A 25,531-nucleotide genomic window follows, 5' to 3' on the forward strand; every position below is an offset into this window, starting at 1 on the left:
GGCGGCATCAGTGGCTACGTAGGACCTGGGCAACGGTCGCGACGTTGTGGGCGAGGTGCAGCGGGTTGATCGTTCCGACAATAGCACTGGCCACCCCCGGATGTTCAAACAGCAACTCGAAACTGGCGCGCACCGGGTCCACCCCGGGACTCAGGCAAACGTGACCACTGGCGAGGGCTTTTTTGACCAGAATGGCTTTGCCGTGAGCAGCAGCATAGTCAATCACGGCTTTCTCGTTTTGCTCGTTCAGATTGTAGGTGACCATTGCGCAATCGCCTTGCTCCAGCGCCTTCAAGCCACCCTCGACGGTTTTGCCGGAAAAACCGAAGCCGCGAATCTTGCCCTCGGCCTTGAGCGCGGCGAGGGTTGCATAGACTTCGCAATCGTTGAGGATCGCCAGGTCGTTGCCATCGGAGTGCACCAGCACCAGGTCAATGAAATCTGTTTCCAGGCGTTGCAGGCTGCGTTCAACCGAGAGCCGGGTATGTGCAGCGCTGAAATCGTGGCGCGATTGGCCGTCGGCAAACTCTTCGCCAACCTTGCTGACGATCACCCAGTCCTGACGCTGGCCGCGCAAGAGCGGGCCGAGGCGCTCTTCACTGCGGCCATAGGCCGGGGCGGTGTCGATCAGGTTGATGCCCAGGTCCCGGGTCAACTTGAGCAGCATGCGCGCTTCGTCATCGTCCGGAATCTGGAAGCCGTTGGGGTACTTCACCCCTTGGTCCCGGCCGAGTTTCACGGTGCCCAGGCCCAGCGGAGAAACCATCAGGCCGGTGCTGCCCAGGGGGCGATGCAGGTCGTGCAGGGTAGGTTGGCTCATGGCAGTAGTTGCTCCCAGACCGGAATGCCCATCGGTGGCCTTGGCAGCGGCGGCAGCGCCGCTACCGGACCCGGTTGAATGCCGTCGCGTGCAAGGCTGGCGATCACCCGGTCGGCAAAGTCCGGCGCCAATGCCAGCTTGGTAGGCCAACCCACCAACAATCGACCTTCCTCGGCGAGGAAGGCGTTGTCGGGGCGGGTCAGGCCCGATTGCAACGGCTCGGCACGATCCACGCGCAAGGTTGCCCACTGCACCGTGCTCAGATCAATCCAGGGCAACAACTGGCCGAGTTCTTTCTGTGCGGTGGCGATCTGTTCGGCGGGCTCGCGAGCCACACCTTCGCTTTCGGCGATGTCTCCGCCCATGTACCAGACCCACTGACCATCGGCTGCCGGATGGGTGGTTATGGTAAGGCGCGGTTTGGTGCCACCACCCAGGCAGTGGGCATACAGCGGCTTGAGGCTCGGGCCTTTGGCGATGATCATGTGCAGCGGGCGACGTTGCATGGCGGGTTGGCTCAACCCCAAAGCTTCAAGCAGCGCAGCTGTCCCGCCACCGGCGCTCAAGACGATGCGTTGCGCACGAATTTCACGCTCATCGACTTTCAGGCCGACCAGAACACCAGCCTCCAGCAGCGGTTCGATCTTCTGACCGGCGAGCAGGCCATCACCCGCCAGATCGGCCAGGCGCTGGATCAGGCTCGGCACGTCGATCACCAATTCGGCCAGTCGATAGACCTTGCCCTTGAAACGCTTGTCTTGCAGGGCGGGCGGCAATTGCTCGCCCTTGACCTGATCGACACGGCCGCGCACGGCTTTGCTGGCGAAGAAACTGGTGAGGTTGCCGGCGATCGTGCCGGGGGACCACAGATAATGGGCTTGCGATAACAGGCGCACGCCGGACAGATCCAGCTCGCCGTCACCGGCCAGCGCTTCCCGCCAGCGACGGGGCATGTCGGCAATGGCTTCAGAGGCACCGGTGATTGCGCCATGCAATGCGTACTTGGCGCCGCCGTGAATGATGCCTTGGGATTTCATGCTTTGCCCGCCGCCGAGGCTGGCGCTTTCCACCAGCACGGTCGAAAAACCCTGGCGGCGCAGGCGCGCATTCAGCCAGAGGCCGGCGACACCAGCGCCGACAATCAGAACGTCGGTGGAAATAACGGATGGCATGCGACGACCTCAGTGTTCAAGACGAGGGCGCAGTATACAGACTCGAAGATTGGAGGTTTTGCTGGCGATCAACACGGCGAATCAAAATCCTGTGGGAGCGAGCAGGCTCACTCCCACAGTGCATTAGGTGCGAGCTTAATGCCCGGCAGTCTTGGAGAAGAGCTGGATGACAACAACCCCCAGCACAATCAACGCCATCCCCAGCATCGCCGGCACATCCAGTTTCTGCCCGTAGATAAACAGCGCCGCCACGCTGACCATGACGATGCCCATGCCGGCCCACACCGCGTAGGCAACACCCACCGGCACGCTGCGCACCACCAGCGTCAGCATCCAGAAGGCAATCCCGTAACCGACGATGACCAGCAACAAGGGCAACGGTGTGCTGAAGCCTTTGACCGCTTTCATCGAAACAGTGGCAATCACTTCGGCGCAGATGGCGATGGCCAGATAGTAGTAGGCGGTCATGGTTCAATCCTCGTGTGAAGTGTTGCTCTCTGAGGTCGGCATTTTAGAGATTCCCCAGATGCGGTAAAGTCATTACCTATCTGCTTTGGAGATGGGTTGAGCCATGAACACACAATGGAATCTGGAGCAGCTGCGGCTGTTTGTCAGCGTGGCTGAGCAACGATCGTTTTCCGCCGTGGCGCGGGATCAGCGCAAGGCGCAATCGGCGGTCAGCAGTTCTATTGCATTGCTGGAGGAAGACCTGGGCGTGAGCCTGTTCGAGCGCAGTAGCGGCCGTCAGCCGAAACTCACCGAGGCCGGCACGACATTACTGGAGGAGGCCCGAGAAGTGCTGCGCCAGTGTGAACGCCTCAATGGCCGGGCGTTGGCGATGATGCGCGGGCAAGAGGCCCGTTTGCGTGTGGCGCAGGACGAGGCGATGCCTTACCAGCCGATCATCGAAAGCTTCGAAGCCCTGGCGGAAAAATTTCCCAGTGTCGAAGTGCAGTTGACCAGCGCCGCCCAAGGCGATGTCGCGCGCAAACTGGTGGAGCGGCGGGCCGATCTGGGGTTGTTGTTCTTTCATGATCAGATACCCGAAGCGCTGGAACGGCGGGTATTGGGCAGCGTCGAAATGGTCACCGTATGCGGCAGGGAACATCCGCTGGCGGCCAAGGGCACAGTGGACTGCCAGCAACTGGCGCAACACCGGCAGTTGTTGATGTCGACGGAGTCCAGCATTTATCCGGGCAGCGAGCCAGCCAGCCCGCAAGTCTGGCGTGCCGACAGTTTCTACGTGATGGCCGAATGGCTGGTGCGCGGCCTGGGTTGGGCATGGTTGCCGCGCCACGTGGTGCAGTACCCGACGTATCAGAATCAGATGGTGGAACTGGTCAGCGAATGGACCCCGCCGGCGCTGGTGGTGGAGCTGGTCTGGCGCCGCGACGAACCGCTCGGTCCGGCGGCTCGCTGGCTTGCTGAACGTTTTGCCGTGCACTTGCAGGCGATCGGCGAAAAAAGCCGATAAACTCCGCCGCCATGAATAGAACTCTCTACACCGCGCTGTTTTATCTGGGGCTGCCATTGGTGGCGATTCGGCTTTGGCTGCGCGCACGCAAGGCGCCGGCGTATGCCAAACGCATTGGCGAGCGTTTCTCCTATGGCATGCCCGCGATGAAACCGGGCGGTATCTGGGTGCATGCGGTGTCGGTGGGCGAGAGCATTGCTGCCGCGCCGATGATCCGTGCCTTGCTGCAACGCTATCCACAATTGCCGATCACCGTGACGTGCATGACGCCAACTGGCTCGGAGCGCATCCAGGCGTTGTTTGCCACTGAGCCGCGCGTCCAGCACTGTTATTTGCCCTATGACTTGCCGTGCGCCGCTAAACGCTTTCTTGATCGGGCCCGACCAAAACTGGCGGTGATCATGGAAACCGAGCTGTGGCCCAACCATATTCATCAATGCGCCAAGCGCGGGATTCCGGTGGCACTGGCCAATGCGCGGTTGTCGGAACGATCCGCCAAGGGTTATGGCCGCTTCGGCAAATTGACCGGACCAATGCTCGCCGAGATGAGCCTGTTCGCGGTGCAGACCGAAGCCGAGGCCCAGCGTTTCCGTGATCTGGGGGCGCGGGCAGAAACGGTTGAAGTGACCGGCTCGATCAAGTTTGACCTGACGATCGATCCGCAACTGTTGCAGCGCGCCAGCGAATTGCGTAGCCAATGGCAGGCCCAGGAGCGCCCGGTGTGGATCGCCGCGAGCACCCATGACGGCGAAGATGAAGTGGTGCTGGCGGCCCATCGCCGGTTGCTGGCCGATCATCCTGATTCGTTGCTGATCCTGGTGCCGCGTCATCCGGAGCGATTCGATTCGGTGTACGGCTTGTGCCAGCAACAAGGGTTTGCCACGGTCCGGCGTTCCAGCGGCGAGCCGGTTGGTGCCGGTACTTCGGTGCTGCTCGGCGACACCATGGGTGAATTGCTGTTTCTCTACGCGTTGGCCGACAGCGCTTTTGTCGGCGGCAGTCTGGTGCCCAACGGCGGGCATAACCTGCTGGAGCCGGCCGCGCTGGCAAAACCGGTATTGAGTGGCCCGCACCTGTTCAATTTCCTCGAAATCGCCGCGCAACTGCGCAGTGCCGGGGCCTTGCAGGAAGTGGAAGATGCCGAAGGTTTAGCCCTGGCAGTTCAGCGGCTGTTCGAATTGCCGCGGGATGCACAACGCATGGCCGAAGCAGGCTTGAAAGTGATGCGCAGCAATCAGGGCGCATTGCAGCGGTTGCTGGATGGGCTAGGCCGGTTGATCGCTGGCCACTGACCAATTGTGGCGAGGGAGCTTGCTCCCGCTGGGCTGCGAAGCAGCCCCATACCCCGACACCGCACTGCATACAGACATATCGCATTGCCAGGTTTTACGACTGCTTCGCAGCCGAGCGGGAGCAAGCTCCCTCGCCACAGAAAGCTTTTCACCCAAGTTGCCTTTTTACTGACCCGGCCGGGCCTTCAACTGTTCAGCCGCAGCCTTGGCCAGATCCGGTGGCAGGAAATCCTTGTCCGGGTTGTAGTCGGCTTTGAGGTAACGCGTCAGGTCCTGCAAATCCCCCGGGTTCAAGGTGCCGGCGGCCTGCTTCAAGCGCAGGTTGTCGAGGATGTAGTCGTAGCGGGTGTTGTTGTAGTTGCGCACCGAGGTGTACAGCTGGCGCTGCGCATCCAGCACGTCGACGATGTTTCGCGTCCCCACCTGATAACCGATTTCGGTCGCTTCCACCGCGCTCTGGTTGGAGATGATCGATTGCTTGCGCGCCTGTACCTGTTCGACGTCAGTGTTCACCGCGCGATGCAGGTCGCGGGTGTTTTCGACGATTTGCCGGCGCAGGGATTCGCGCTGCTGCTCGGTCTGGTCCAGTTGAGCGTAAGACTGACGGACCTGGGAATTGATCAGCCCGCCACTGTAGATCGGGATGTTCAATTGCAGGCCAATCGACGATTGCTCGACATCACCCTTGTACGACTGCCCAAAGGCACTCGGGTTACTGAAGCCCAGTGCATCGTTATCGCCTTTCTGGTATCTGGCCACGGCATCAACGGTCGGTGCATGGCCGGCCTTGCGCTGTTTGAGGGTTTGCTCGGCGGCGCTGACGGCATAGTTGCTGGCCAACAGATTGAGGTTCTGTCTGGCGGCTGTGTCGACCCACGCCTTGGCATCGTTCGGTGCCGGCGGCAGGATCGGCAAGTTATGGGAAATGCCCCAGATAGCCTTGTACTGACGGTTGGTCAGGGTGATCAGGGCTTCGAACGCGTCATCCACCTGACGCTGCGCGACGATCCGGTTGGCACGTGCAGTGTCGTAGCTGGCTTGTGAGTTCAAGACGTCGGTCTTGTCCGAAAGGCCGACATCGAAACGTTCGTTGGACTGATCCAGCTGCCGTTTGAACGCGGCTTCTTCGGCCTTGGTCGATGCCAGGTTGTCCTGACTGCGCAACACGTTGAAGTAACTGTCGGCGGTTTGCAGGATCAGGTTTTGCTGGGTCGCCGAGAGTTGCAGGGCGGCCTGTTCGTTGACGTCCTTGGCGGCCTGGAACTGGAACCAGCGATCGGCACGAAACAGCGGCTGTGCCAGGGTTGCCTGGTAAGAGTGGGCATTGCGGTTGGCAGTGGCCGACGGCTGATCGATAGACGTGCGGACACTGGTGACATCCGCGCCACCCGACAGATTGGGCAGCAGCCCGGCGCGGGCCTGGGGCACGACTTCTTTCTGGGCGCCATATTGAGCGATGGCGGCAGCGAGGTCGGCGTTGTTGTCCACCGCCTCCTGGTAGACGCTGACCAGATCGTTTTTTGTCGACAAGGGCGCTTCTGCTGCCCAGGCCATTCCATTGGACGCACATGACACGGCAACGGCCAGTGAGAGTTTGCGCAGCATAGGCGATCCCTAGTAGAAATATTACACAAGTAATTTAAGCGCCAAGGCTAAGGCGCTACAGGTGCAGCGTCAATGCGCAGCCTCGGCGTAGCGAGTGTAGTTGTGCATTCAATCGGCAACAATCCTGCCTTCCCCCGTAATTACGCCATTCATCAAGGTGTTTGCAGCGGTGTTGGCGTTCTTTGCCAGTTGTGTCTAGACTGGCCGGGTTCTTGTCGGGGTGCCTTGCTATGAGGCTGAGATCGAATAATTTCGGATCCCGTTGAACCTGATCAGGTTAACGCCTGCGTAGGGAACAAGATTTCTCGTCACCCGGCGAGTCCTCTTGTGCTTCGTCCGGGATGTTGTTCGACAATCGAACAGCCCTCGTGCACCGAGCACAGCACAGCTGGTTTTCCAGCGCCCGTGCGTCCATTCGTTTACAGGTTCGCTCCGACAAAAATCCACTGCCTGGATGATGTCTGGAGAACCCGTGATGACTACAAAAGCAAAAATCGCCACCAACCTGAGTGAATCGGCCAAGGTCGATCAGCAATCGGTTCAGCCGTTTACCCGCTCGCAAAAAATCTATGTCCAGGGCTCTCGTCCGGACATTCTCGTGCCGATGCGTGAAATCAGCCTCGACGTGACGCCGACCGACTTCGGCGGCGAGGTCAACGCACCGGTCGTGGTCTATGACACATCAGGCCCGTACACCGATCCCAACGTCATCATCGACGTGCGCAAAGGCTTGGCCGATGTGCGTTCGCCGTGGATCGAGGCCCGTGGCGACACCGAGCGACTGGCTGGCCTGAGTTCGAATTTCGGCCAGGAACGCCTTGCCGATCCCGAGTTGACCCAGCTGCGTTTCGCTCACGTCAACAATCCACGTCGCGCGAAACCGGGCGCCAACGTCAGCCAGATGCACTACGCGCGCAAAGGCATCATCACCGCCGAGATGGAATACGTCGCCATCCGCGAAAACATGAAGCTGGAAGTGGCCCGCGCCGCCGGCCTGCTGGACCAGCAGCACGCCGGCCACAGCTTCGGCGCCAGCGTGCCGAAAGTCATTACCCCCGAATTCGTCCGTGACGAAATCGCCCGGGGCCGCGCGATCATCCCGGCCAACATCAACCACACCGAACTGGAACCGATGATCATCGGCCGTAACTTCCTGGTGAAGATCAACGGCAACATCGGCAACAGCGCCCTGGGTTCGTCCATCGAAGAAGAAGTGGCGAAATTGACCTGGGGCATTCGCTGGGGTTCGGACACGGTCATGGACCTGTCCACCGGCAAGCACATCCATGAAACCCGTGAGTGGATCATCCGCAACTCGCCCGTGCCGATCGGTACTGTGCCGATCTATCAGGCCCTGGAAAAAGTCGGCGGCGTCGCCGAAGACCTGACCTGGGAGCTGTTCCGCGACACGCTGATCGAGCAAGCCGAGCAGGGCGTCGACTACTTCACCATCCACGCCGGCGTGCTGCTGCGCTACGTGCCGATGACCGCCAAACGCGTGACCGGCATCGTCTCCCGTGGCGGTTCGATCATGGCCAAGTGGTGCCTGGCGCATCACAAAGAGAACTTCCTCTACACTCATTTCGAAGACATCTGCGAAATCATGAAGGCCTACGACGTCAGCTTCTCGCTGGGCGATGGCCTGCGTCCGGGCTCGATTGCCGACGCCAACGACGAAGCGCAATTCGGCGAACTGGAAACCCTCGGCGAGCTGACCAAGATCGCCTGGAAACACGACGTGCAATGCATGATCGAAGGCCCGGGCCACGTGCCGATGCAGTTGATCAAAGAGAACATGGACAAGCAGCTCGAATGCTGCGACGAGGCGCCGTTCTACACCCTCGGCCCACTGACCACCGACATCGCGCCGGGCTACGACCACATCACCTCCGGCATCGGTGCGGCAATGATCGGCTGGTTCGGTTGCGCCATGCTTTGCTACGTAACGCCCAAGGAGCACTTGGGTCTGCCGAACAAGGATGACGTGAAGACCGGGATCATCACCTACAAGATCGCCGCCCACGCCGCCGACCTTGCCAAGGGACATCCGGGCGCGCAGATTCGCGACAACGCCTTGAGCAAGGCGCGTTTCGAATTCCGGTGGGAAGACCAGTTCAACCTGGGCCTTGATCCGGACACCGCTCGTTCGTATCACGATGAAACCCTGCCGAAGGATTCGGCCAAGGTCGCGCATTTCTGCTCGATGTGCGGGCCGAAGTTCTGCTCGATGAAAATCACCCAGGAAGTCCGCGAGTACGCGGCCAACCAACGCATCGAAGCGGTCGACGTGGACGTTGCCCAAGGCATGGCCGAACAGGCCGAGCGCTTCAAGCAGGAAGGCAGCCAGCTGTACAAGAAGGTTTGATCTGACCGGGCGCACTCGGGTGCGCCGCTTATCCATGTGGCGAGGGAGCTTGCTCCCGCTGGCCTGCGAAGCAGACCCAAAACCAGCCACCGCATTCTGGGTGCCAGATTGCGATGACCGATTTTACGACTGCTGCGCAGCCGAGCGGGAGCAAGCTCCCTCGCCACAAGGGTGGTTTACACAACAATGTCCCTCTGAGATAACACCCTTGAGCATTCAACCCAGCACTTACTCACCTGATATCGCCGTGCCGATCGACAAACGTGTGTTCGGCGGCCGCGATCTGTTTTCTCTGTGGTTCTCCCTCGGCATCGGCCTGATGGTCCTGCAGACCGGCGCATTGCTCGCACCAGGCCTGGGCCTGTCGGGCTCGTTGCTGGCGATTTTCCTCGGCACGCTGGTCGGCGTTCTTCTACTGGCGGCGGTCGGGGTGATCGGTAGCGACACCGGCCTGTCATCGATGACTGCACTCAAACTCAGCCTCGGCGCCAAGGGCGCGAGCCTGCCGGCAGTGCTGAACCTGCTGCAACTGATCGGTTGGGGGGCGTTCGAAATCATCGTCATGCGCGATGCCGCCAGCCTGTTGGGCGCCAAGGCTTTCAGCGATGCCAGCCTGATGTCGAGCCCGGTGCTGTGGACGCTGTTTTTCGGCGCGCTGGCGACCTTGCTCGCTGTCAGCGGTCCGTTGACCTTCGTGCGCAAGATATTGCGCAAGTGGGGCATCTGGTTGCTGTTGGCGGCGTGCATCTGGTTGACCTGGAACCTGTTCGCCAAGGCCGATCTGGCCGCATTGTGGACGCAGGCCGGCGATGGCTCGATGCCGTTTGCCGTGGGCTTCGACATTGCCATCGCCATGCCGCTGTCGTGGTTGCCTTTGATTGCCGACTACTCGCGTTTCGGCAAGCGGGCGAAAAACGTCTTCGGTGGCACCGCCATCGGTTTCTTCATCGGTAATTTCTGGCTGATGAGCCTGGGCGTGGCCTACACCCTGGCGTTCGCGCCGAGCGGTGAAGTCAATGCCCTGTTGCTGGCACTGGCCGGCGCCGGCCTGGGCATTCCGTTGCTGTTGATTCTGTTGGACGAGTCGGAGAACGCCTTCGCCGACATTCACTCGGCAGCGGTGTCCAGCGGGATTCTGTTGCGCCTGAAAATCGAGCACCTGGCATTGGCCATCGGCGTGATCTGCACGCTGATCGCCTTGCTGGCGCCATTGGCGCAGTACCAGAACTTCCTGCTGTTGATCGGCTCGGTGTTTGCGCCGCTGTTTGGCGTGGTGCTGGTGGATCACTTCATTCTGCGCAAGCGCAGTGGCCAGGTGGCGTCAGCCGCGCTGCGCTGGCCGGCGCTGCTCGCCTGGCTGGGCGGGGTCAGCACCTATCATCTGCTGGCCAACCTGTATGCCGATATCGGTGCAACCCTGCCGGCACTGGTGGTGGCAGGGCTGCTGCAACTGGTGCTGGGCCGGGCCTTCAGTTACGGCCGGGAAACAGCTCGGGCTTGAGGATGCCGTTCAGGCGAGGGTAGGGGATCTTCAGTTCGACATGGCCCAGTGCGTACGGCGCGATGCTGCTGGTTTCATATTTGAGGATCACCCCGCCATAGGTCAGCGCCACGTTCTGGGTTTTCTGGAACGGCCAGCTTTTGACGAACTCCGGTTCCTGATCGAGCTTGGTGCTGATCAACCAGCTGTTGTGCGCCACCTGCGCGGCTTTCCAGAACGCCTCTTCCTGCCCTGGCACCAGCATGTCCGCCAGCGTCAGCACTTTATGCTGCTGACGCGAGTAGTTGATGAAGCCGCGGCCCGGCGTGCCATGGGCGCCGCCAGTGTCCAGGTAGCTGGACAATTCGATGATCACCAAGCCGTCATGCTGCTCGCGTACTTTCGCTTGCAGGTAGCTGCTGTTGCGTGGCCCCGCAGTGCGCAAGAATTGCTCGCGATAGGCCGCGAGCGTCGGCGCGACCGGAGCATCGGGCGAGGTGCGGGTCATTGCCAGCAGGCGTTTTTCGATGATGCCATCCAGTGCGGGTTCCGCGGGGAAGTGCAGGGTGTCGATGTTCACCAGCGGGCAATCCTGATCCTTGCAACCCGGCTGAAGCTGTTCGGTGGCGTCGCGGGTGACTTCCAGCGGTGCGCGATAATTGGGCTGGAACAAACTCTGGCAGGCGCCCAGGGTCAGGGCGATAGCGGCCACGGAGGCGATTTTAAAAAGCGACATGTGCGTCCTTCATAAATCAGGGAAAGGCAAAAAGTTACCCGCTTCGACTACCAACGGAGCAGTCAGTTCGCCACTAAGCTAATTAGAGTGGGTTTCGTCCTCACCGTCTATCCCGCTGACGGGAAAGGGGCTGCATCAAACCTCACGGGCGCGTTAGGATGGCGCGAAGTCGAGGTTCCACGGGAAAAGGAATCTCGTATCGGATTGAAGTAATGAGGATTGTCATGACCGATTTTGCCAACGCCATTCCGACCGCCGTAGAGATCGTTCGGCGCGAAAAGTGCTTCGAGGGCTTCTACAAGCTCGAACGCGTGCACTTGCGCCATGAATTGTTCGCCGGTGGCATGAGCCGCGAAATCAACCGTGAACTGTTCGTCCGTCATGATGCAGTGTGCATGCTGCCGTACGATCCGCAGCGAGACGAAGTCGTGCTGATCGAGCAGTTTCGTGTCGGTGCCCTCGGCAAGACCGACAATCCGTGGCTGGTAGAACTGGTTGCCGGTCTGATCGACAAGGACGAACAGCCGGAAGAAGTTGCTCACCGCGAAGCGCAGGAGGAAGCTGGGCTTGAAATCGCAGCGCTCTGGCCGATGACCAAATATTTTCCATCGCCGGGCGGCAGCGACGAATTCGTGCATTTGTACCTGGGGCGTTGCGACACCACCGGCGCCGGTGGCCTGCATGGACTGGAGGAAGAGGCCGAAGATATCCGCGTTTCGGTGTGGGCCTTTGAAGATGCCCTGCAAGCCGTACGCGATGGACGTATTGCCAACGCGCCAAGCATCATTGCCTTGCAATGGCTGGCTTTGAATCGCGTTGAAGTGAGGGGGTTATGGTCGTAAACAAACTGCGCGATCGCTATCGAGTGGACCTCGTGGGGCTGCAAGCGTCCTGTGAGGCGAACTACGCGCGCCTGATGCGACTGTTGCCGGACATGCGCAGCGAGCCTGCGGCGAGGCGCATCGCCGTGACCCATGGCGACCAGATGCTCGGCGTGCTGGCGCTGGAGGTGTTGCAGGTCTGTCCGTACACCACCACCCTGCAAGTGCGTCAGGAGCACAGTCTGCCCTGGCTACCGGTGCCGCAACTGGAAGTACAGGTCTATCACGATGCCTGCATGGCCGAAGTGGTCAGTGCCGAACATGCGCGACGCTTTCGCGGCATCTATCCTTATCCAAATGCCTCGATGCACCAGCCCGACGAAAAAGCCCAGCTGAACATGTTCCTGGGCGAGTGGCTGAGTCATTGCCTGGCATTGGGGCATGAGTACGAAGTGGTACGTTAACTTCCGTCGCAGTTGTGAACTGCGTCAGGTTCACAGGTTTCTTCTTTCGATCGTCCCCCAGCATAATTGCGCCAATCATCCAATCCCGTGATCACGCCCTGGGAGAACACCTTGCCGAGCGTATCCACCTTGAGCACCGCTGAGCCGGCACTGCTGGTGCAAATTTCCGACAGCCATCTGTTCGCCGAGGCGCACGGCACGCTACTGGGCATGAACACCCGCGACAGCCTGCAAAAAGTCCTTGAAAGGGTGCGCGCCCAGCAGCCACGGATCGACCTGGTCCTGGCCACCGGTGACCTGTCTCAGGACGGCTCGCTGGAGTCTTACCAGGCGTTTCGCGACCTGACCCGACAGCTCGATGCGCCGGCGCGCTGGATTCCCGGCAATCACGACGAGCCGCAGATCATGGCCGAGGCCGCCGTTCAGAGTGCATTGCTGGAGCCGGTAGTGGATATCGGCAACTGGCGAGTCACGCTGCTCGATTCGGCAGTGCCGGGCTCAGTGCCGGGCTACCTGCAGGACGAACAATTGCAACTGTTGGCCCGCTCGTTGAGCGAGGCACCGCAGCGGCATCATCTGGTGTGCCTGCACCATCATCCGGTTTCGATTGGTTGTGCGTGGATGGAACCGATCGGTTTGCGCAATCCGGACGCCTTTTTTGAAGTGCTCGATCGTTTTCCGCAGGTGCGTGCCGTGCTGTGGGGGCATGTGCATCAGGAGATCGATCAATTGCGTGACAAAGTGCGTCTGATCGCCTCGCCGTCGACCTGCATTCAGTTTGAACCGGGTAGCGAGGACTTCACGGTCGGAGAGCAGGCGCCGGGGTATCGCTGGTTGCGGTTGATGCCCGATGGACAGCTGCAAACCGGGGTGGAACGCGTTACCGGTTTCGATTTCCAGGTCGACTACGGCTCCAACGGCTACTGACACGTTTCCCGCGAACACTGATTTCCATTGTGGGAGCTGGCTTGCCAGCGATTACGGACTGCCTGACAACATCAATGTTGAATGTGACGGCCTCATCGCTGGCAAGCCAGCTCCCACAGGGGCTGTGTTCAATTCGGTGGCGATGGCACCCAACATCCCCCGAGTCCCTGTAAACTCCGCTTCTTTACCCGACGCGCAGGGAGTCCAAATGTCCGGTTCGATCCTTTATATCCACGGTTTCAACAGCGCGCCTGCATCGAAAAAGGCCACGCAGTTGAGCGCAGTGATGGAACGGCTGGGCTTGAGCGACCATTTGCGCGTCCCGGCCTTGCATCACCATCCCCGCGAGGCCATCGGTCAGCTTGAACAGGCGATTGCAGCGCTCGGGCGGCCATTACTGGTCGGCAGCTCACTCGGCGGCTACTATGCGACTCACCTGGCCGAGCGCCATGGCCTGAAAGCCCTGCTGATCAACCCTGCCGTCAGCCCGCACCGGATGTTCGACGGATTTCTGGGGACGCAGAAAAACCTGTATACCGATGAGACCTGGGAACTGACCCACGACCACGTAACGGCGCTGGCCGAGCTGGAAGTGCCGCCACCCCTGGACCCGCTGCGGTATCAGGTATGGTTGCAGACGGGGGATGAAACGCTGGACTATCGCCTGGCCCAGCAGTATTACCGGGCCTGTGCCTTGCGTATCCAGGCCGGCGGCGACCATAGTTTCCAGGGGTTTGCCGCACAGCTTCCAGCCATGCTGAGTTTTGCCGGCATTGGCGCCGATGTGTATCAGGCGATAGATTTCACCGCATTGTGAAACCTCGCCCCTATTTTCAATGAACGACTGACGACGAGACCCCATGGCCACTCCCAGCGCTAGCTCTTATAACGCCGACGCCATCGAAGTCCTCTCGGGCCTCGACCCGGTGCGCAAACGCCCCGGCATGTACACCGACACCAGTCGGCCGAACCACCTCGCCCAGGAAGTCATCGACAACAGCGTCGACGAAGCCTTGGCCGGGCATGCGACATCGGTGCAGGTCATCCTGCACGCCGATCACTCGCTGGAAGTCAGCGACGACGGCCGTGGCATGCCGGTGGACATTCACCCCGAAGAGGGTGTTTCCGGGGTCGAACTGATCCTCACCAAGCTGCATGCCGGTGGCAAGTTTTCCAACAAGAACTACCAGTTCTCCGGCGGTCTGCACGGGGTGGGTATTTCGGTGGTCAACGCCTTGTCGACCGAAGTCCGGGTGCGTGTAAAGCGTGACGGCAACGAATACCAGATGACGTTCGCCGATGGTTACAAGGCCACCGAGCTGGAAGTGGTCGGCACGGTCGGCAAACGCAACACCGGTACCAGCGTGTTCTTTGCGCCGGACCCGAAATACTTCGACTCACCGAAGTTCTCCATCAGCCGCCTCAAGCATGTGCTCAAGGCCAAGGCCGTGCTGTGCCCGGGTCTGCTGGTCAGTTTTGAAGACAAAGCCACCGGCGAGAAAGTCGAATGGCATTACGAAGACGGCCTGCGTTCCTACCTGGTCGATGCGGTCAGCGAATTCGAGCGCCTGCCGGACGAGCCATTCTGTGGCGCGTTTGCCGGTAACAAGGAAGCGGTGGACTGGGCGCTGCTGTGGCTGCCGGAAGGCGGCGACGCGGTGCAGGAAAGCTACGTCAACCTGATCCCGACCGCCCAGGGCGGTACCCACGTCAACGGTTTGCGCCAGGGCCTGCTCGACGCCATGCGCGAGTTCTGCGAATTCCGCAGCCTGTTGCCGCGCGGCGTAAAGCTGGCCCCGGAAGACGTCTGGGAGCGCATCGCTTTCGTGCTGTCGATGAAAATGCAAGAACCGCAATTCTCCGGCCAGACCAAGGAGCGCCTGTCGTCCCGGGAAGCCGCGGCGTTCGTTTCCGGCGTGGTCAAGGATGCGTTCAGCCTGTGGCTCAATGCCAACCCGGAAACCGGTCTGGCGTTGGCCGAACTGGCGATCAACAACGCCGGTCGTCGTCTGAAGGCCAGCAAAAAGGTTGAGCGCAAGCGCATCACCCAAGGTCCGGCGCTGCCGGGCAAACTCGCCGATTGCGCCGGGCAGGACCCGATGCGCTCCGAGCTGTTCCTGGTGGAAGGTGATTCCGCCGGCGGTTCGGCCAAGCAGGCGCGGGACAAAGAGTTCCAGGCGATCCTGCCGTTGCGCGGCAAGATCCTCAACACCTGGGAAGTCGACGGCAGCGAAGTGCTGGCCAGCCAGGAAGTGCACAACATTGCCGTGGCCATCGGCGTCGATCCGGGCGCGGCGGACATGAGCCAGCTGCGCTACGGCAAAATCTGCATCCTTGCCGACGCCGACTCCGACGGTCTGCACATCGCGACATTGCTCTGTGCCCTGTTCGTCCAGCACTTCCGTGCGCTGGTCGATGCCGGCCACGTGTATGTCGCCATGCCGCCGCTGTACCGCATCGACCTGGGCAAAGAGATCTACTACGCCCTCGACGAAGCCGAACGCGACGGCATTCTTGATCGCCTGGTGGCGGAGAAGAAGCGCGGCAAGCCTCAGGTCACCCGATTCAAGGGTCTGGGTGAAATGAACCCGCCGCAGTTGCGCGAAACCACCATGGATCCGAACACCCGGCGCCTGGTGCAACTGACGCTGGATGATTTCGAGGCGACCTCGGAAATCATGGACATGCTGCTGGCGAAAAAACGCGCTGGCGATCGCAAGACCTGGCTGGAATCCAAGGGCAACCTGGCGGAGGTGCTGGGCTGATGCGCCTGGGCTTTGCCCTGGTGTGTGCGTTGCTGCTGACCTCGATGACGGTGTCCGGCGAACCGGCACCGCAACTGCGTCTGTTGTCCGAGCATGCCATCGATGGCATGCGCGGCGGCAACCTGTCCGGGCTGGCTCAGTGCGGCAAGGAACTGTGGACGATCTCCGACCGCGACGACGATCAGATCTACCGCCTCGATACCCAGGCCAGCGTCTGGCGTGCAGAGGCCGTGGGCATCGGCGTGCCGCAGGTGCCTGACAGCGGCTTGCCCTGGGGCCTGCGTTCGCGGGCCTGGGCGGCGTCATTCGTGCGTGGCGGCGGTCTGGACTTCGAAGGCATTACTTGCGACAACGCCGGCAATCGCTATGTCGTCAGTGAAGCCCATGCAGCGGTGTTGCAAATTCCGCCGACCGGGCCGACTTCCTGGTTGAAGATTTCCCCGCTGATGGTGCGTGAAGCTCGGGCCAGAGGCATGCTGTTGCGTTTCAACGCGTTGTTCGAGGGCCTGGCGATCAATCCTGAGGGTGACCAGTTGTGGTTGGCCGCTGAACGCCAGAACCGTGGATTGCTGCTGGTCAAGCGCAAGCAAACCGTCTGGGATTGCGACGGCGGCTGCGTGCTGCTCAGCGAAGACGGAAAAGAAATGCAGCCTGCACAGTTCCCCCATGCCAGGGCAATGCCCCGGGACTTTGCCGATCTGTCACTGTTCAACGGCAAGCTGTTCACCCTGGAACGCAATGCGTTCGAGATCTGTCGCCGCGACGCATTGACTGCCAAGCTCGAGCGTTGCTGGTCGTTTGCCGACGAGGCATTGCAGGAAAATCGGCGTTATCCCCAGGATTTCGGCCTCACGGAGGCATTGGTAGTCGACGCTGACGGAGCCTGGATCGGTATCGACAACAACACCGGAGCCCGTGCCGATGGTGAATTTCGTCCGATCGTCTGGCGCTTTGCCGCGCCTGACGGTGGCTGGAACGCGCCGTGAGCCAGCAAACACCCGGTAAACGCGCCGGTCGAGTGTTGATGGTGCTGGCCTGGTGTGCGGCGCTGTTTCTGGCCACACGGTTTTTCGGGCAGTGGGAAGAGCGTCAGCAAAACCCGAATGTGATGGTGAGCTCGGAACAGGGCAATGGTTACATCGAGGTGAAACTGGCCAGCAATGCCCAGGGACACTTCGTCGCCAGTGGCCATATCAACGGGCAGCCGGTGGACTTCATGCTCGACACCGGGGCCACTGATGTGGCGGTCCCGGCGGAACTGGCCAAGCGCTTGCAGCTGGCAGAAGGTTTCGGTGTGACCCTGAGCACGGCCAATGGCCTGAGCCAGGGCTATCGCACCCGTATAGAACGCCTGCAACTGGGCGACATCGTGCTGCGGGATGTCCGCGCACTGGTGGCGCCCGGCCTGCATGGCGACCAGGTGTTGCTCGGCATGAGCGCACTGAACAAACTTGAATTTACCCAGCGCGGTGGCACCATGCTGCTGCGCCAGACAACGAACCGATGAGGCCCGCATGAGCGACATCCTTGCAGACAGCTTAGATGGCGTAGAACGCCGATCGCTGGCTGACTTCACCGAAAATGCCTACCTCAACTACTCCATGTACGTGATCATGGACCGTGCCTTGCCGCATATCGGCGACGGCCTGAAGCCGGTACAGCGGCGCATCATCTACGCCATGAGCGAGCTGGGGCTGGACGCTGATTCCAAGCACAAGAAATCGGCGCGTACCGTCGGTGACGTGCTCGGCAAGTTCCATCCGCACGGCGATTCGGCCTGCTACGAAGCCATGGTCCTGATGGCCCAGCCGTTCAGCTACCGCTACACGCTGGTGGACGGCCAAGGCAACTGGGGTGCGCCGGATGATCCCAAGTCTTTTGCGGCCATGCGATACACCGAAGCGCGACTGTCGCGCTACTCCGAGGTGCTGCTCAGCGAACTGGGCCAGGGCACCGCGGACTGGGGACCGAACTTTGACGGCACCCTCGACGAACCGCTGGTGTTGCCGGCACGTTTGCCGAACATCCTCCTCAATGGCACCACCGGTATCGCGGTGGGCATGGCCACTGACGTGCCGCCGCATAACCTGCGCGAAGTCGCCAGTGCCTGCGTGCGTTTGCTGGATGAGCCCAAAGCCACGGTCGAACAGCTCTGCGAGCATATCCAGGGCCCGGATTACCCGACCGAAGCGGAAATCATCACGCCCCGTGCCGATCTGCTGAAAATGTATGAAACCGGCAAAGGCTCGGTGCGCATGCGCGCCGTTTATCACATCGAAGACGGCGACATCATCGTCACCGCGCTGCCGCATCAGGTTTCGGGTGCCAAGGTGCTGGAACAGATCGCGGCCATGATGCAGGCCAAACCGTCCAAGGCTCCGCAGATCGCTGACTTGCGCGACGAATCCGACCACGAGAACCCGTGCCGGATCGTGATCATTCCGGGAGCGCGGAAAAACTTCGACCACGATGCGCTGATGCAGCATCTGTTCGCCAGCACCGAGCTGGAGTCGAGTTACCGGGTCAACGTCAACATCATCGGCCTGGATGGCAAGCCGCAGCTGAAAAACCTGCGCGCCTTGCTGGTCGAGTGGCTGGAGTTCCGGGTTCAGACCGTTCGTCGACGCCTGCAATTCCGCCTCGATAAAGTCGAGCGTCGCCTGCACCTGTTGGACGGTTTGCTGATTGCCTACCTCAACCTGGATGAAGTGATCCACATCATCCGCACCGAGGAACATCCGAAAGCCGCGCTGATCGAGCGTTTTGCCCTGAGCGAGATCCAGGCTGACTACATCCTCGACACCCGCTTGCGTCAGTTGGCGCGGTTGGAAGAAATGAAGCTGCGCGCCGAGCAGGATGAACTGCTCAAGGAGCAAGCCAAGCTGCAAGCTTTGCTGAGCAGTGAAGCCAAGCTGAAGAAGCTGGTGCGCAGCGAGTTGATCAAGGACGCTGAAACCTATGGCGATGACCGCCGTTCGCCAATCGTCGAGCGTGCTGAAGCCAAGGCCCTGACCGAACACGATCTGCTGCCGAACGAGAAAGTAACAGTCGTTCTGTCGGAGAAAGGCTGGGTACGTTCGGCCAAAGGTCACGAAATCGACGCCACCGGGCTTTCCTACAAGGCTGGCGATGGCTTCAAGGCCCTGGCGGCGGGGCGTTCCAACCAATTTGCGGTGTTTATCGACTCCACCGGTCGCAGCTATTCGGTGGCAGCGCACACGCTGCCATCGGCCCGTGGCCAGGGCGAACCGCTGACCGGTCGTCTGACGCCACCGCCGGGGGCGAGTTTCGAGTGCGTGCTGATGCCCGAAGACGATGCGTTGTACGTGATCGCCTCCGATGCCGGTTACGGTTTCGTGGTCAAGGGTGAAGACCTGCAGGCCAAGAACAAGGCGGGCAAGGCGCTGTTGAGCCTGCCGAACAACGCCAAGGTCATCCTGCCGCGGCCTGTCGCCGATCGTGAACAGAACTGGTTGGCGTCGGTGACCACCGAAGGTCGCCTGCTTATCTTCAAGATCAGCGATCTGCCACAATTAGGTAAGGGCAAAGGCAACAAGATCATCGGGATTTCCGGTGAGCGAGTGGCCAGTCGCGAAGAATATGTCACGGACATCGCCGTTATCCCGGAGGGTGCAACCTTGGTGCTTCAGGCTGGAAAACGTACCTTGTCACTGAAAGCAGACGACCTCGAACACTACAAGGGTGAGCGTGGGCGTCGTGGTAATAAACTGCCGCGTGGCTTCCAGCGGGTGGATGCGCTGCTCGTCGAAAACCTCAATTAAGCGTCCTAGAGCGCTCGATCTACGATTTAACGCGTAGATCGACGCTTTCGCGCTGGAGTCGGAACGCATATTCACGGATGATATGGCCTTTCAAGCGCCGGCGTGGCCGAGCGTTCTTCATATTTATTGAGTATTTTCACTGTGATTAGCCTTGTGGCAATCACCTGGATGGGACGATGACTGCTCTGCGCCTTCCTTTTATTCTGATGCTCGCCGGCGTTCTTGGCCTGGCGGGCTGCAGCGTTCACCAGCCGGTGTCGCTGTATCAACTGGACAGCGGTAGTCCGGTTCAGCCTGCGCAAAGCGCGGGCATGGCTGTATTGCTGGGCCCGGTGACCGTTGCCGACTATCTGCAACGCGAAACCCTGTTGCAGCGTCAGCCCGACGGCAGCCTGCAAGCCGCGACCGACGGTCGCTGGGCCGGCAGCCTGTCTTCCGACATCGACCAGTTGTTGCTGCGTCAGGTCGCCGGTCATCTGGACAGCCAGCGCGTGGTATTGGCGCCGGCCACCGTTGGCTTCACGCCGGACGTTCAAGTGTTGTTGACCATCACGCGCCTGGATTCTGGGACCAAGCAGCCGGCCATCCTCGATGCGCAATGGCGCCTCATCGACCGTCGTGGGCAGGTCCGCGACAATCGCATCATTCATTTGCAGGAGCAGCACGCCGGCAGCACGGCGGCGCAGGTTCAGGCTCAGGGTGTGCTGTTGCAGAAACTGGCCGAACAGCTGTCGACCGCGCTCAAGCCTCTGGCCAACCAACCGCCAATCGCCGAAGCGCCAAAAAAACCGGCGGCCAAGCCTGTGGCACCGGCGGCGGAAGCGGAAAAGCAGCCGAAGATCCCGATGGCCTCGCCGATTCGCACGGACATGGAAGTGTTCCGCTTCTAAGCTTGTGATTGATTCATGACAAGGCCCGCTTTGATGCGGGCCTTGTTGTTTCTGCGGGTTGGAGATGATCGTTCCCATGCTCAGCGTGGGAATGCAGCCCGTGACGCTCTGCGTCACATCAGGGCCAGGCTGGAAGGAGGTGGGGCTGGAACGCGGAGCGTCCCTGGAGGCATTCCCACGCTGAGCATGGGAACGATCAGCCCGCAGACGAGTGATGATCTGCGGGCTCTTTCACAACGGGGCTTAAGGCTTACGCCCGGCGTTCGTGCATCCGCGCCAATTGCCGCTCCAGCATCGACGGATAAGGCTCCATCAACCGCTCTACGCAGCAAGCGCCTTCAGGGCTGGCAATCGGGCGGATCCGCGCGCGATGGCGGATCAGCGCGTCGTCACTGATCTTGCGTTCCACCAGCAGCAGGTTGCGGCTGTGTTGCGACAGGGCCAGGGCGTCCTGGGCGGCATCGGTCAGCAGCAGATCGATCTGGCTCAGACCGAACAAATCGTCGCCCAGGGTCAGGCCCAGCTGCAATTGCAGGGTGATGCCGCTGTCGGCGACTTCGATTTGTAACTGGTGGCCGAGCGCGCGGAGCAATTCGCCGCAGCAAATGGCATTGGTCAGGTAGTCGTCGCCGCTGTCTTCGGTGTGGAACAGCATCAGTGTGCTGCCGTCGTTCAGGGTGTGCAGTTCGCTCTCGTACAACGAAGCGGCCTGATCAAGGCAATCACGATAGCGTTTGAGCAATTCTTCCAGACGTGTGCGCGGCAAGCGACGCAGTTGCTCCTGGGAGCCCAGCTGCACGGCCAGAACGGCGCTGTGCTGCGGTACATTCGAAGGAGCAGGGCGGGCAAGCGGTTTCACTACGCTGTCTGCGTCATCGAGCAAATCGGCAAACGCATCGTCGTCATCGTCTTCAACGGTGCTGACAACGCGCCGTGGGGCCGCTTTCTTCGCCGCCATCGGCCGACTTTCGTCGAAGCTCGGATCGCGCAGGTTGCGCACTTCGAAGCCCGGTTCGGCATCGTCATCATCGCTGTCTTCGAGCTCGGGTTCCGGCTCCGGTTCAGGCTCGGCCGGTTCCGGTGCGAAGTTGGCGTGCAGTTGCCGGGCCAGATCACCGATCTCGTCCTGGCGTTCGGTGGCCGGGGTGTATTCGTCGATATTGCGCAGCCAGACGCGCAATTGCAGGAGCGGCGTAGAGATGTGCCGACCCAGGCGCAGGCTCAAGGCCAGGGAAAGTGCCAGCAGGATCGCGCTGAGGATGCCCATGCTTTGCAGGCTGATGGTCATCGGCTGCTGGAACTGATCCATGTCCAGGCTGATGCGCAGTTGCCCGGCCGTCACGTCCTGGAAGGTGATCTTGCTCTGGTACATGCCCTCGGCTTCGCCCAGCAAGCCGTGCTTGGGCCGCTGACCGGCTTCGGCGAGGATGCGGTTATCCACGCTGTAGATGGCGGCGTGGGCCACCAGCTTGTTCTTGGTCAGGTTGTTGAGCAGCACGTTGAGGCTGAGGATGTCATTGGACACCAGCAGCTCGGTGGCCGAGGTGGCCGTCTGCGTGGTCAGGCTTTCGCCCAGCGCATCCGCCTGCTCATGCATGGCCTGCTTGAACTGCAAACCCATCACACAGGCGTAGATCACCAGGGCCAGAGCGACCAGGATCACGTTATGGCTGGCAATGCGCAATGCAATCGGTACACGGCGGTGACGCAGTGCCCGGAAGATCAGCAGGAAGAAGTTATCGGTTTTAACTGGCGTGGGCCGGTTCACTTGAGCTCGGCTCTTTGTCCGTGAAGTTGACGCGCAGTATAGCGACAGGCCCTAGACCGTCAAAGCGCTCACGGTGCCCGATGGTCACTGAAAGTGGGTAGAATGCGGTTTTTTTCCACCTGCGGGGGTGCGCCTTGCGCGAAATCGTCCTGATAAACATCACGGGAGTCGACCGTCCGGGTCTGACTGCGGCCATTACCGGCGTTCTGGCCCAGGGTGGTGTGAACATTCTCGACATCGGTCAGGCGGTGATCCACGACACCTTGTCGTTCGGCATCCTGGTTGAAATTCCCGATACCGAGCAAGGTAAATCCGTGCTCAAGGACATCCTGTTCAAGGGCTATGAGCTGGATCAACAGGTGCGTTTCACGCCGGTGTCCGAAGAGGATTACCAGCAGTGGGTCGGCAACCAGGGCAAAAAGCGCCACATCGTCACGTTGTTGACCCGCAAGGTGACTGCCGGACAACTGCAGGCCGTGAGTTCGATCACCGCCAAGTACGGTTTGAACATCGATCACATCGATCGCCTGTCCGGGCGCATGCCGCTGGATACTCCGGCTGATAAAGGCAAGGGTTGCATCGAGTTTTCCGTACGCGGCGAGGCGGCCGATCCGCAGGCGTTGCGTGCCGAATTCCTCAGCGTCGCCCAGGAGCTGAACGTCGACATCGCGTTCCAGGAGGATTCGCTGTTCCGTCGCAACCGTCGTCTGGCGGTGTTTGACATGGACTCGACGCTGATCGAAGCCGAAGTGATCGACGAATTGGCCAAGGCCGCCGGTGTGGGTGACAAGGTTTCGGAAATTACCGAGCGGGCGATGGCCGGCGAACTGGATTTCCGTGCCAGCTTCAAGGAGCGTCTGGCCTTGCTCAAAGGCCTGGATGTCGGCGTACTGGATTCTATCGGCGCTTCGTTGCGCTTGACCGAAGGCGCTGAAACCCTGTTCGCCGAACTCAAGCGCCTGGGTTACAAGACTGCGATTCTGTCGGGCGGTTTCACCTACTTCGCCAAGCAATTGCAGGCCAAGCTCGGTATCGATTACGTGTTCGCCAACGAACTGGAAGTGGTCGACGGCAAGGTGACTGGCGTGGCGATCGAGCCGATTGTCGATGCGCAGCGCAAAGCGGATCTGCTCAAAGAACTGGCGCACAAGGAAGGTTTGCGTCTGGAGCAGACCATTGCCGTGGGCGACGGCGCCAATGACTTGCCGATGCTGGCGATTGCCGGGTTGGGCGTGGCGTTCCGTGCCAAGCCGCTGGTCAAGCAATCGGCCAAGCAGGCGATTTCCACCCTGGGGCTGGATGGCGTGCTGTACTTGCTGGGCTTCCGCGATCGCGACGGACAGCTCTGATACGCTGGAAATCAATGTGGGAGCTGGCTTGCCAGCGATGACTGACCAACCATCAACATCACGGTTGACGGTCAGTCCGCAATCGCGGGCAAGCCCGCTCCCACAAGGTACAGCGTGGTCTTTAAGCCTTCGGCAGGCCCATGCCCTGGCCCATCTGTACCGGGGCGCCGGCGACCATGTCTTCCGTCCACTTCACCTGATCCGGCCCGAACAGTACGACAGCGGTCGAACCCAGCTTGAAGCGGCCCAGTTCCGCACCTTTTTCCAGATGAATCGGCGCACGGGCGGCTTCGTCGTAACGGAAGGTTTTCAGTTCGCGCTTGGGCGGTGTGACCAGGCCGGCCCAAACGGTTTCGATCGACGCGACGATCATCGCCCCCACCAATACCACGGCCATCGGCCCGCGCTCGGTGTCGAAAATGCACGCGACTCGCTCGTTGCGGGCGAACAGTTCCGGCACGTTTTCAGCGGTGGACTGGTTCACCGAGAACAGCCGGCCCGGGATGTAGACCATTTCGCGCAGGGTGCCGGCCAGCGGCATGTGCACACGGTGGTAGTCTTTCGGCGACAGATAAATGGTCGCAAAATCACCGCCCATGAAAGGCGCAGCATTGGCAGCATCACCCCCCAGCAATTCCAGCACGCTGAAACTGTGGCCCTTGGCCTGGAACACGCGACCGTGTTCGATCGGGCCGAGTTGGCTGATCGCACCGTCGGCCGGGCTGAGGATCGCGCCCGGTGTTTCGTCCAACGGACGTGCGCCGTCTTTCAAGGCGCGGGTGAAGAAGTCGTTGAAGTGCTCATAGGCCGTCAGGTCTTCGACCAATGCCTGGGACATGTCCACCTGATAGCGCTTGGCAAACCAGGCGGTAAAGGCATTCTTGAACCAGCGCACCCGGCATTCGGCGACGCAGCCCGCCAGTCGCGAAAGCAAGTGGTGGGGCAGCAGGTACTGGCTGAGGATAAACAAACGTTCTTTCATTGGGTGTCCTTAAAAACCTTAAAGCTCGACAGGCGTGTCAGGGTGATTGCCCCACTCGCCCCATGAACCGGCGTAGCCTTTGACCCGCGGATAACCGAGGGACTTGGCCACCAGATAAGTGAAGCCGGACCGGTGGTGGGTCTGGCAGTGGGTAATGATTTCCTTGTCCGGCGTGATGCCGAGTTTTTCAAGGATCTGCGGCATGTCGGTGCGAATGCGCAGTTGGCGCGCCTGATCCATGCCCGCCGTCCATTCGAAATTGATCGCGCCGGGAATATGACCGGCCTTCGCCGCGAGCACTTTCTCGCCGGAGTATTCCAGCGGTCCGCGGGCATCCCAGATCGCCAGGTCGGCGGCGCCGAGACGGCTTTGCAGGTACTCGCGGGTAGCGGTGGGTTCGTCATGCAAGGTCAGTGAAACCGGACCACCCACGGCTGGCGGGATCTGGATCGACATCGGCAAGCCTTCCGCCAGCCAAGCTGTCAGGCCGCCGTCTATATAGTGGTACTTGCGGTGGCCGATGACATCCAGCAGCCAGATAAAGCGCCCGGCCCAACCGCCGCCTTCGTCGTCGTACACTACGTAGACTGCGTCGGGGTTGTGTCCCAGCTCACCAAACAACGTCTCGAGTGCAGCCTGCGGCGGCATCAGTCCCGGCGCAGGCGCCTGACCGAGTTGCGTGCGCTTGGGGTCGACAAAACGAGCACCGGGAATATGCCCTGCGGTGTAGCGGGCGCTGCTGGTCAGGTCCACCAGGATCAGTTCGCGGGCATCGAGGCGAGGGAGCAAGTCGCTCGGCTCGATCACCAGCGGCAAGCCAGAGAAGTCAGACATGTGAG

At 60.9% G+C, this 25,531-nt stretch carries 22 protein-coding genes and 1 riboswitch; of the genes, 14 read left to right on the top strand and 8 right to left on the bottom strand.

Going from position 1 to position 25,531, the window contains the following annotated elements; translation table 11 throughout:
* Positions 1–7: 7 nt before the first annotated feature.
* From D8U18_RS07520 to D8U18_RS07530, 3 genes are all read right to left on the bottom strand, one after another.
* Entirely contained in the window at positions 8–820 is an 813-nt protein-coding gene (locus D8U18_RS07520) for an aldo/keto reductase (RefSeq protein ID WP_056852338.1), read from the bottom strand.
* Positions 817–1,992 carry an FAD-dependent oxidoreductase gene (locus D8U18_RS07525; protein ID WP_056852339.1) on the bottom strand — a complete coding sequence of 392 codons (1,176 nt, stop codon included), beginning with the start codon at positions 1,990–1,992 and terminating at the stop codon, positions 817–819. Before D8U18_RS07525 ends, D8U18_RS07520 begins: the two co-directional genes overlap by 4 nt.
* A gap of 135 nt (positions 1,993–2,127) precedes the next feature.
* A complete protein-coding gene (locus tag D8U18_RS07530) occupies positions 2,128–2,460 on the bottom strand; it encodes a multidrug efflux SMR transporter (protein WP_008004867.1) in 333 nt (110 codons plus the stop codon).
* A gap of 103 nt (positions 2,461–2,563) precedes the next feature.
* Between D8U18_RS07530 and D8U18_RS07535 the strand changes: the two genes are divergently transcribed.
* Complete coding sequence (locus D8U18_RS07535; protein ID WP_056852340.1) at positions 2,564–3,466, top strand: LysR family transcriptional regulator; 903 nt, start codon at positions 2,564–2,566, stop codon at positions 3,464–3,466.
* A gap of 11 nt (positions 3,467–3,477) precedes the next feature.
* On the top strand, positions 3,478–4,758 hold the full coding sequence (gene waaA, locus D8U18_RS07540; RefSeq protein WP_131107384.1) for a lipid IV(A) 3-deoxy-D-manno-octulosonic acid transferase: 1,281 nt from the start codon (positions 3,478–3,480) through the stop codon (positions 4,756–4,758).
* 165 nt (positions 4,759–4,923) lie between these two features.
* Here waaA and D8U18_RS07545 read toward each other — a convergent pair whose 3' ends face one another.
* Complete coding sequence (locus D8U18_RS07545) at positions 4,924–6,363, bottom strand: TolC family outer membrane protein (protein WP_131107385.1); 1,440 nt, start codon at positions 6,361–6,363, stop codon at positions 4,924–4,926.
* A gap of 206 nt (positions 6,364–6,569) precedes the next feature.
* A riboswitch (TPP riboswitch) is annotated at positions 6,570–6,675 on the top strand.
* A gap of 163 nt (positions 6,676–6,838) precedes the next feature.
* Here D8U18_RS07545 and thiC point away from each other — a divergent pair.
* Positions 6,839–8,728, top strand: coding sequence for a phosphomethylpyrimidine synthase ThiC (thiC, locus tag D8U18_RS07550; protein WP_056852343.1), 1,890 nt, complete (start codon positions 6,839–6,841; stop codon positions 8,726–8,728).
* A 208-nt stretch (positions 8,729–8,936) separates the two neighbouring features.
* A complete protein-coding gene (gene cytX / locus D8U18_RS07555; RefSeq protein ID WP_131107386.1) occupies positions 8,937–10,229 on the top strand; it encodes a putative hydroxymethylpyrimidine transporter CytX in 1,293 nt (430 codons plus the stop codon).
* Here the strand turns inward: cytX and D8U18_RS07560 are convergent.
* The gene (locus tag D8U18_RS07560) at positions 10,198–10,944 is read right to left on the bottom strand and encodes an RsiV family protein (protein ID WP_056852345.1); all 747 of its coding nucleotides are present in this window, start codon (positions 10,942–10,944) and stop codon (positions 10,198–10,200) included. The two genes, cytX and D8U18_RS07560, sit on opposite strands and share 32 nt — an antisense overlap.
* A 224-nt stretch (positions 10,945–11,168) precedes the next feature.
* On the opposite strand from D8U18_RS07560, the gene D8U18_RS07565 reads away from it, so the two are divergent.
* The 9 genes from D8U18_RS07565 to D8U18_RS07605 all read left to right on the top strand — a co-directional run bounded on the left by D8U18_RS07565 (position 11,169) and on the right by D8U18_RS07605 (position 20,593).
* Positions 11,169–11,786: an NUDIX domain-containing protein gene (locus D8U18_RS07565; protein WP_056852346.1), complete on the top strand. Its 618-nt coding sequence runs from the start codon at positions 11,169–11,171 to the stop codon at positions 11,784–11,786.
* Complete coding sequence (locus tag D8U18_RS07570) at positions 11,777–12,229, top strand: DUF1249 domain-containing protein (RefSeq protein ID WP_008063540.1); 453 nt, start codon at positions 11,777–11,779, stop codon at positions 12,227–12,229. The genes D8U18_RS07565 and D8U18_RS07570 overlap by 10 nt, the downstream gene beginning before the upstream one ends.
* A gap of 111 nt (positions 12,230–12,340) precedes the next feature.
* Complete coding sequence (gene cpdA / locus D8U18_RS07575) at positions 12,341–13,156, top strand: 3',5'-cyclic-AMP phosphodiesterase (RefSeq protein WP_131107387.1); 816 nt, start codon at positions 12,341–12,343, stop codon at positions 13,154–13,156.
* A gap of 208 nt (positions 13,157–13,364) precedes the next feature.
* Complete coding sequence (locus tag D8U18_RS07580) at positions 13,365–13,973, top strand: YqiA/YcfP family alpha/beta fold hydrolase (protein WP_056852348.1); 609 nt, start codon at positions 13,365–13,367, stop codon at positions 13,971–13,973.
* A 43-nt stretch (positions 13,974–14,016) separates the two neighbouring features.
* Positions 14,017–15,921: a DNA topoisomerase IV subunit B gene (parE, locus tag D8U18_RS07585; RefSeq protein ID WP_131107388.1), complete on the top strand. Its 1,905-nt coding sequence runs from the start codon at positions 14,017–14,019 to the stop codon at positions 15,919–15,921.
* On the top strand, positions 15,921–16,907 hold the full coding sequence (locus D8U18_RS07590; RefSeq protein ID WP_131107389.1) for an esterase-like activity of phytase family protein: 987 nt from the start codon (positions 15,921–15,923) through the stop codon (positions 16,905–16,907). The genes parE and D8U18_RS07590 overlap by 1 nt, the downstream gene beginning before the upstream one ends.
* Entirely contained in the window at positions 16,904–17,428 is a 525-nt protein-coding gene (locus D8U18_RS07595) for a TIGR02281 family clan AA aspartic protease (protein ID WP_056852351.1), read from the top strand. Before D8U18_RS07590 ends, D8U18_RS07595 begins: the two co-directional genes overlap by 4 nt.
* Positions 17,429–17,435: 7 nt before the next feature.
* Positions 17,436–19,703, top strand: a complete 2,268-nt coding sequence (gene parC, locus D8U18_RS07600) for a DNA topoisomerase IV subunit A (protein ID WP_056852352.1) — start codon at positions 17,436–17,438, stop codon at positions 19,701–19,703.
* A gap of 176 nt (positions 19,704–19,879) precedes the next feature.
* Positions 19,880–20,593 carry an ABC-type transport auxiliary lipoprotein family protein gene (locus tag D8U18_RS07605; RefSeq protein WP_056852353.1) on the top strand — a complete coding sequence of 238 codons (714 nt, stop codon included), beginning with the start codon at positions 19,880–19,882 and terminating at the stop codon, positions 20,591–20,593.
* 250 nt (positions 20,594–20,843) lie between these two features.
* Here the strand turns inward: D8U18_RS07605 and D8U18_RS07610 are convergent, their stop codons facing one another.
* A complete protein-coding gene (locus tag D8U18_RS07610; protein WP_131107390.1) occupies positions 20,844–22,361 on the bottom strand; it encodes an AhpA/YtjB family protein in 1,518 nt (505 codons plus the stop codon).
* 134 nt (positions 22,362–22,495) lie between these two features.
* Here D8U18_RS07610 and serB point away from each other — a divergent pair, with 134 nt between their 5' ends.
* Positions 22,496–23,710 (top strand): phosphoserine phosphatase SerB, encoded by a 1,215-nt coding sequence (gene serB / locus D8U18_RS07615; protein ID WP_034148725.1) that lies wholly within the window; start codon positions 22,496–22,498, stop codon positions 23,708–23,710.
* 121 nt (positions 23,711–23,831) lie between these two features.
* Here the strand turns inward: serB and asd are convergent, their stop codons facing one another.
* Positions 23,832–24,692: an archaetidylserine decarboxylase gene (gene asd / locus D8U18_RS07620; RefSeq protein WP_056852355.1), complete on the bottom strand. Its 861-nt coding sequence runs from the start codon at positions 24,690–24,692 to the stop codon at positions 23,832–23,834.
* An 18-nt stretch (positions 24,693–24,710) separates the two neighbouring features.
* Positions 24,711–25,526, bottom strand: coding sequence for a rhodanese-like domain-containing protein (locus tag D8U18_RS07625; protein WP_056852356.1), 816 nt, complete (start codon positions 25,524–25,526; stop codon positions 24,711–24,713).
* Positions 25,527–25,531 lie beyond the last annotated feature (5 nt).

The organism is Pseudomonas sp. Sample_10 (assembly GCF_004321495.1).
GTDB lineage: Bacteria > Pseudomonadota > Gammaproteobacteria > Pseudomonadales > Pseudomonadaceae > Aquipseudomonas.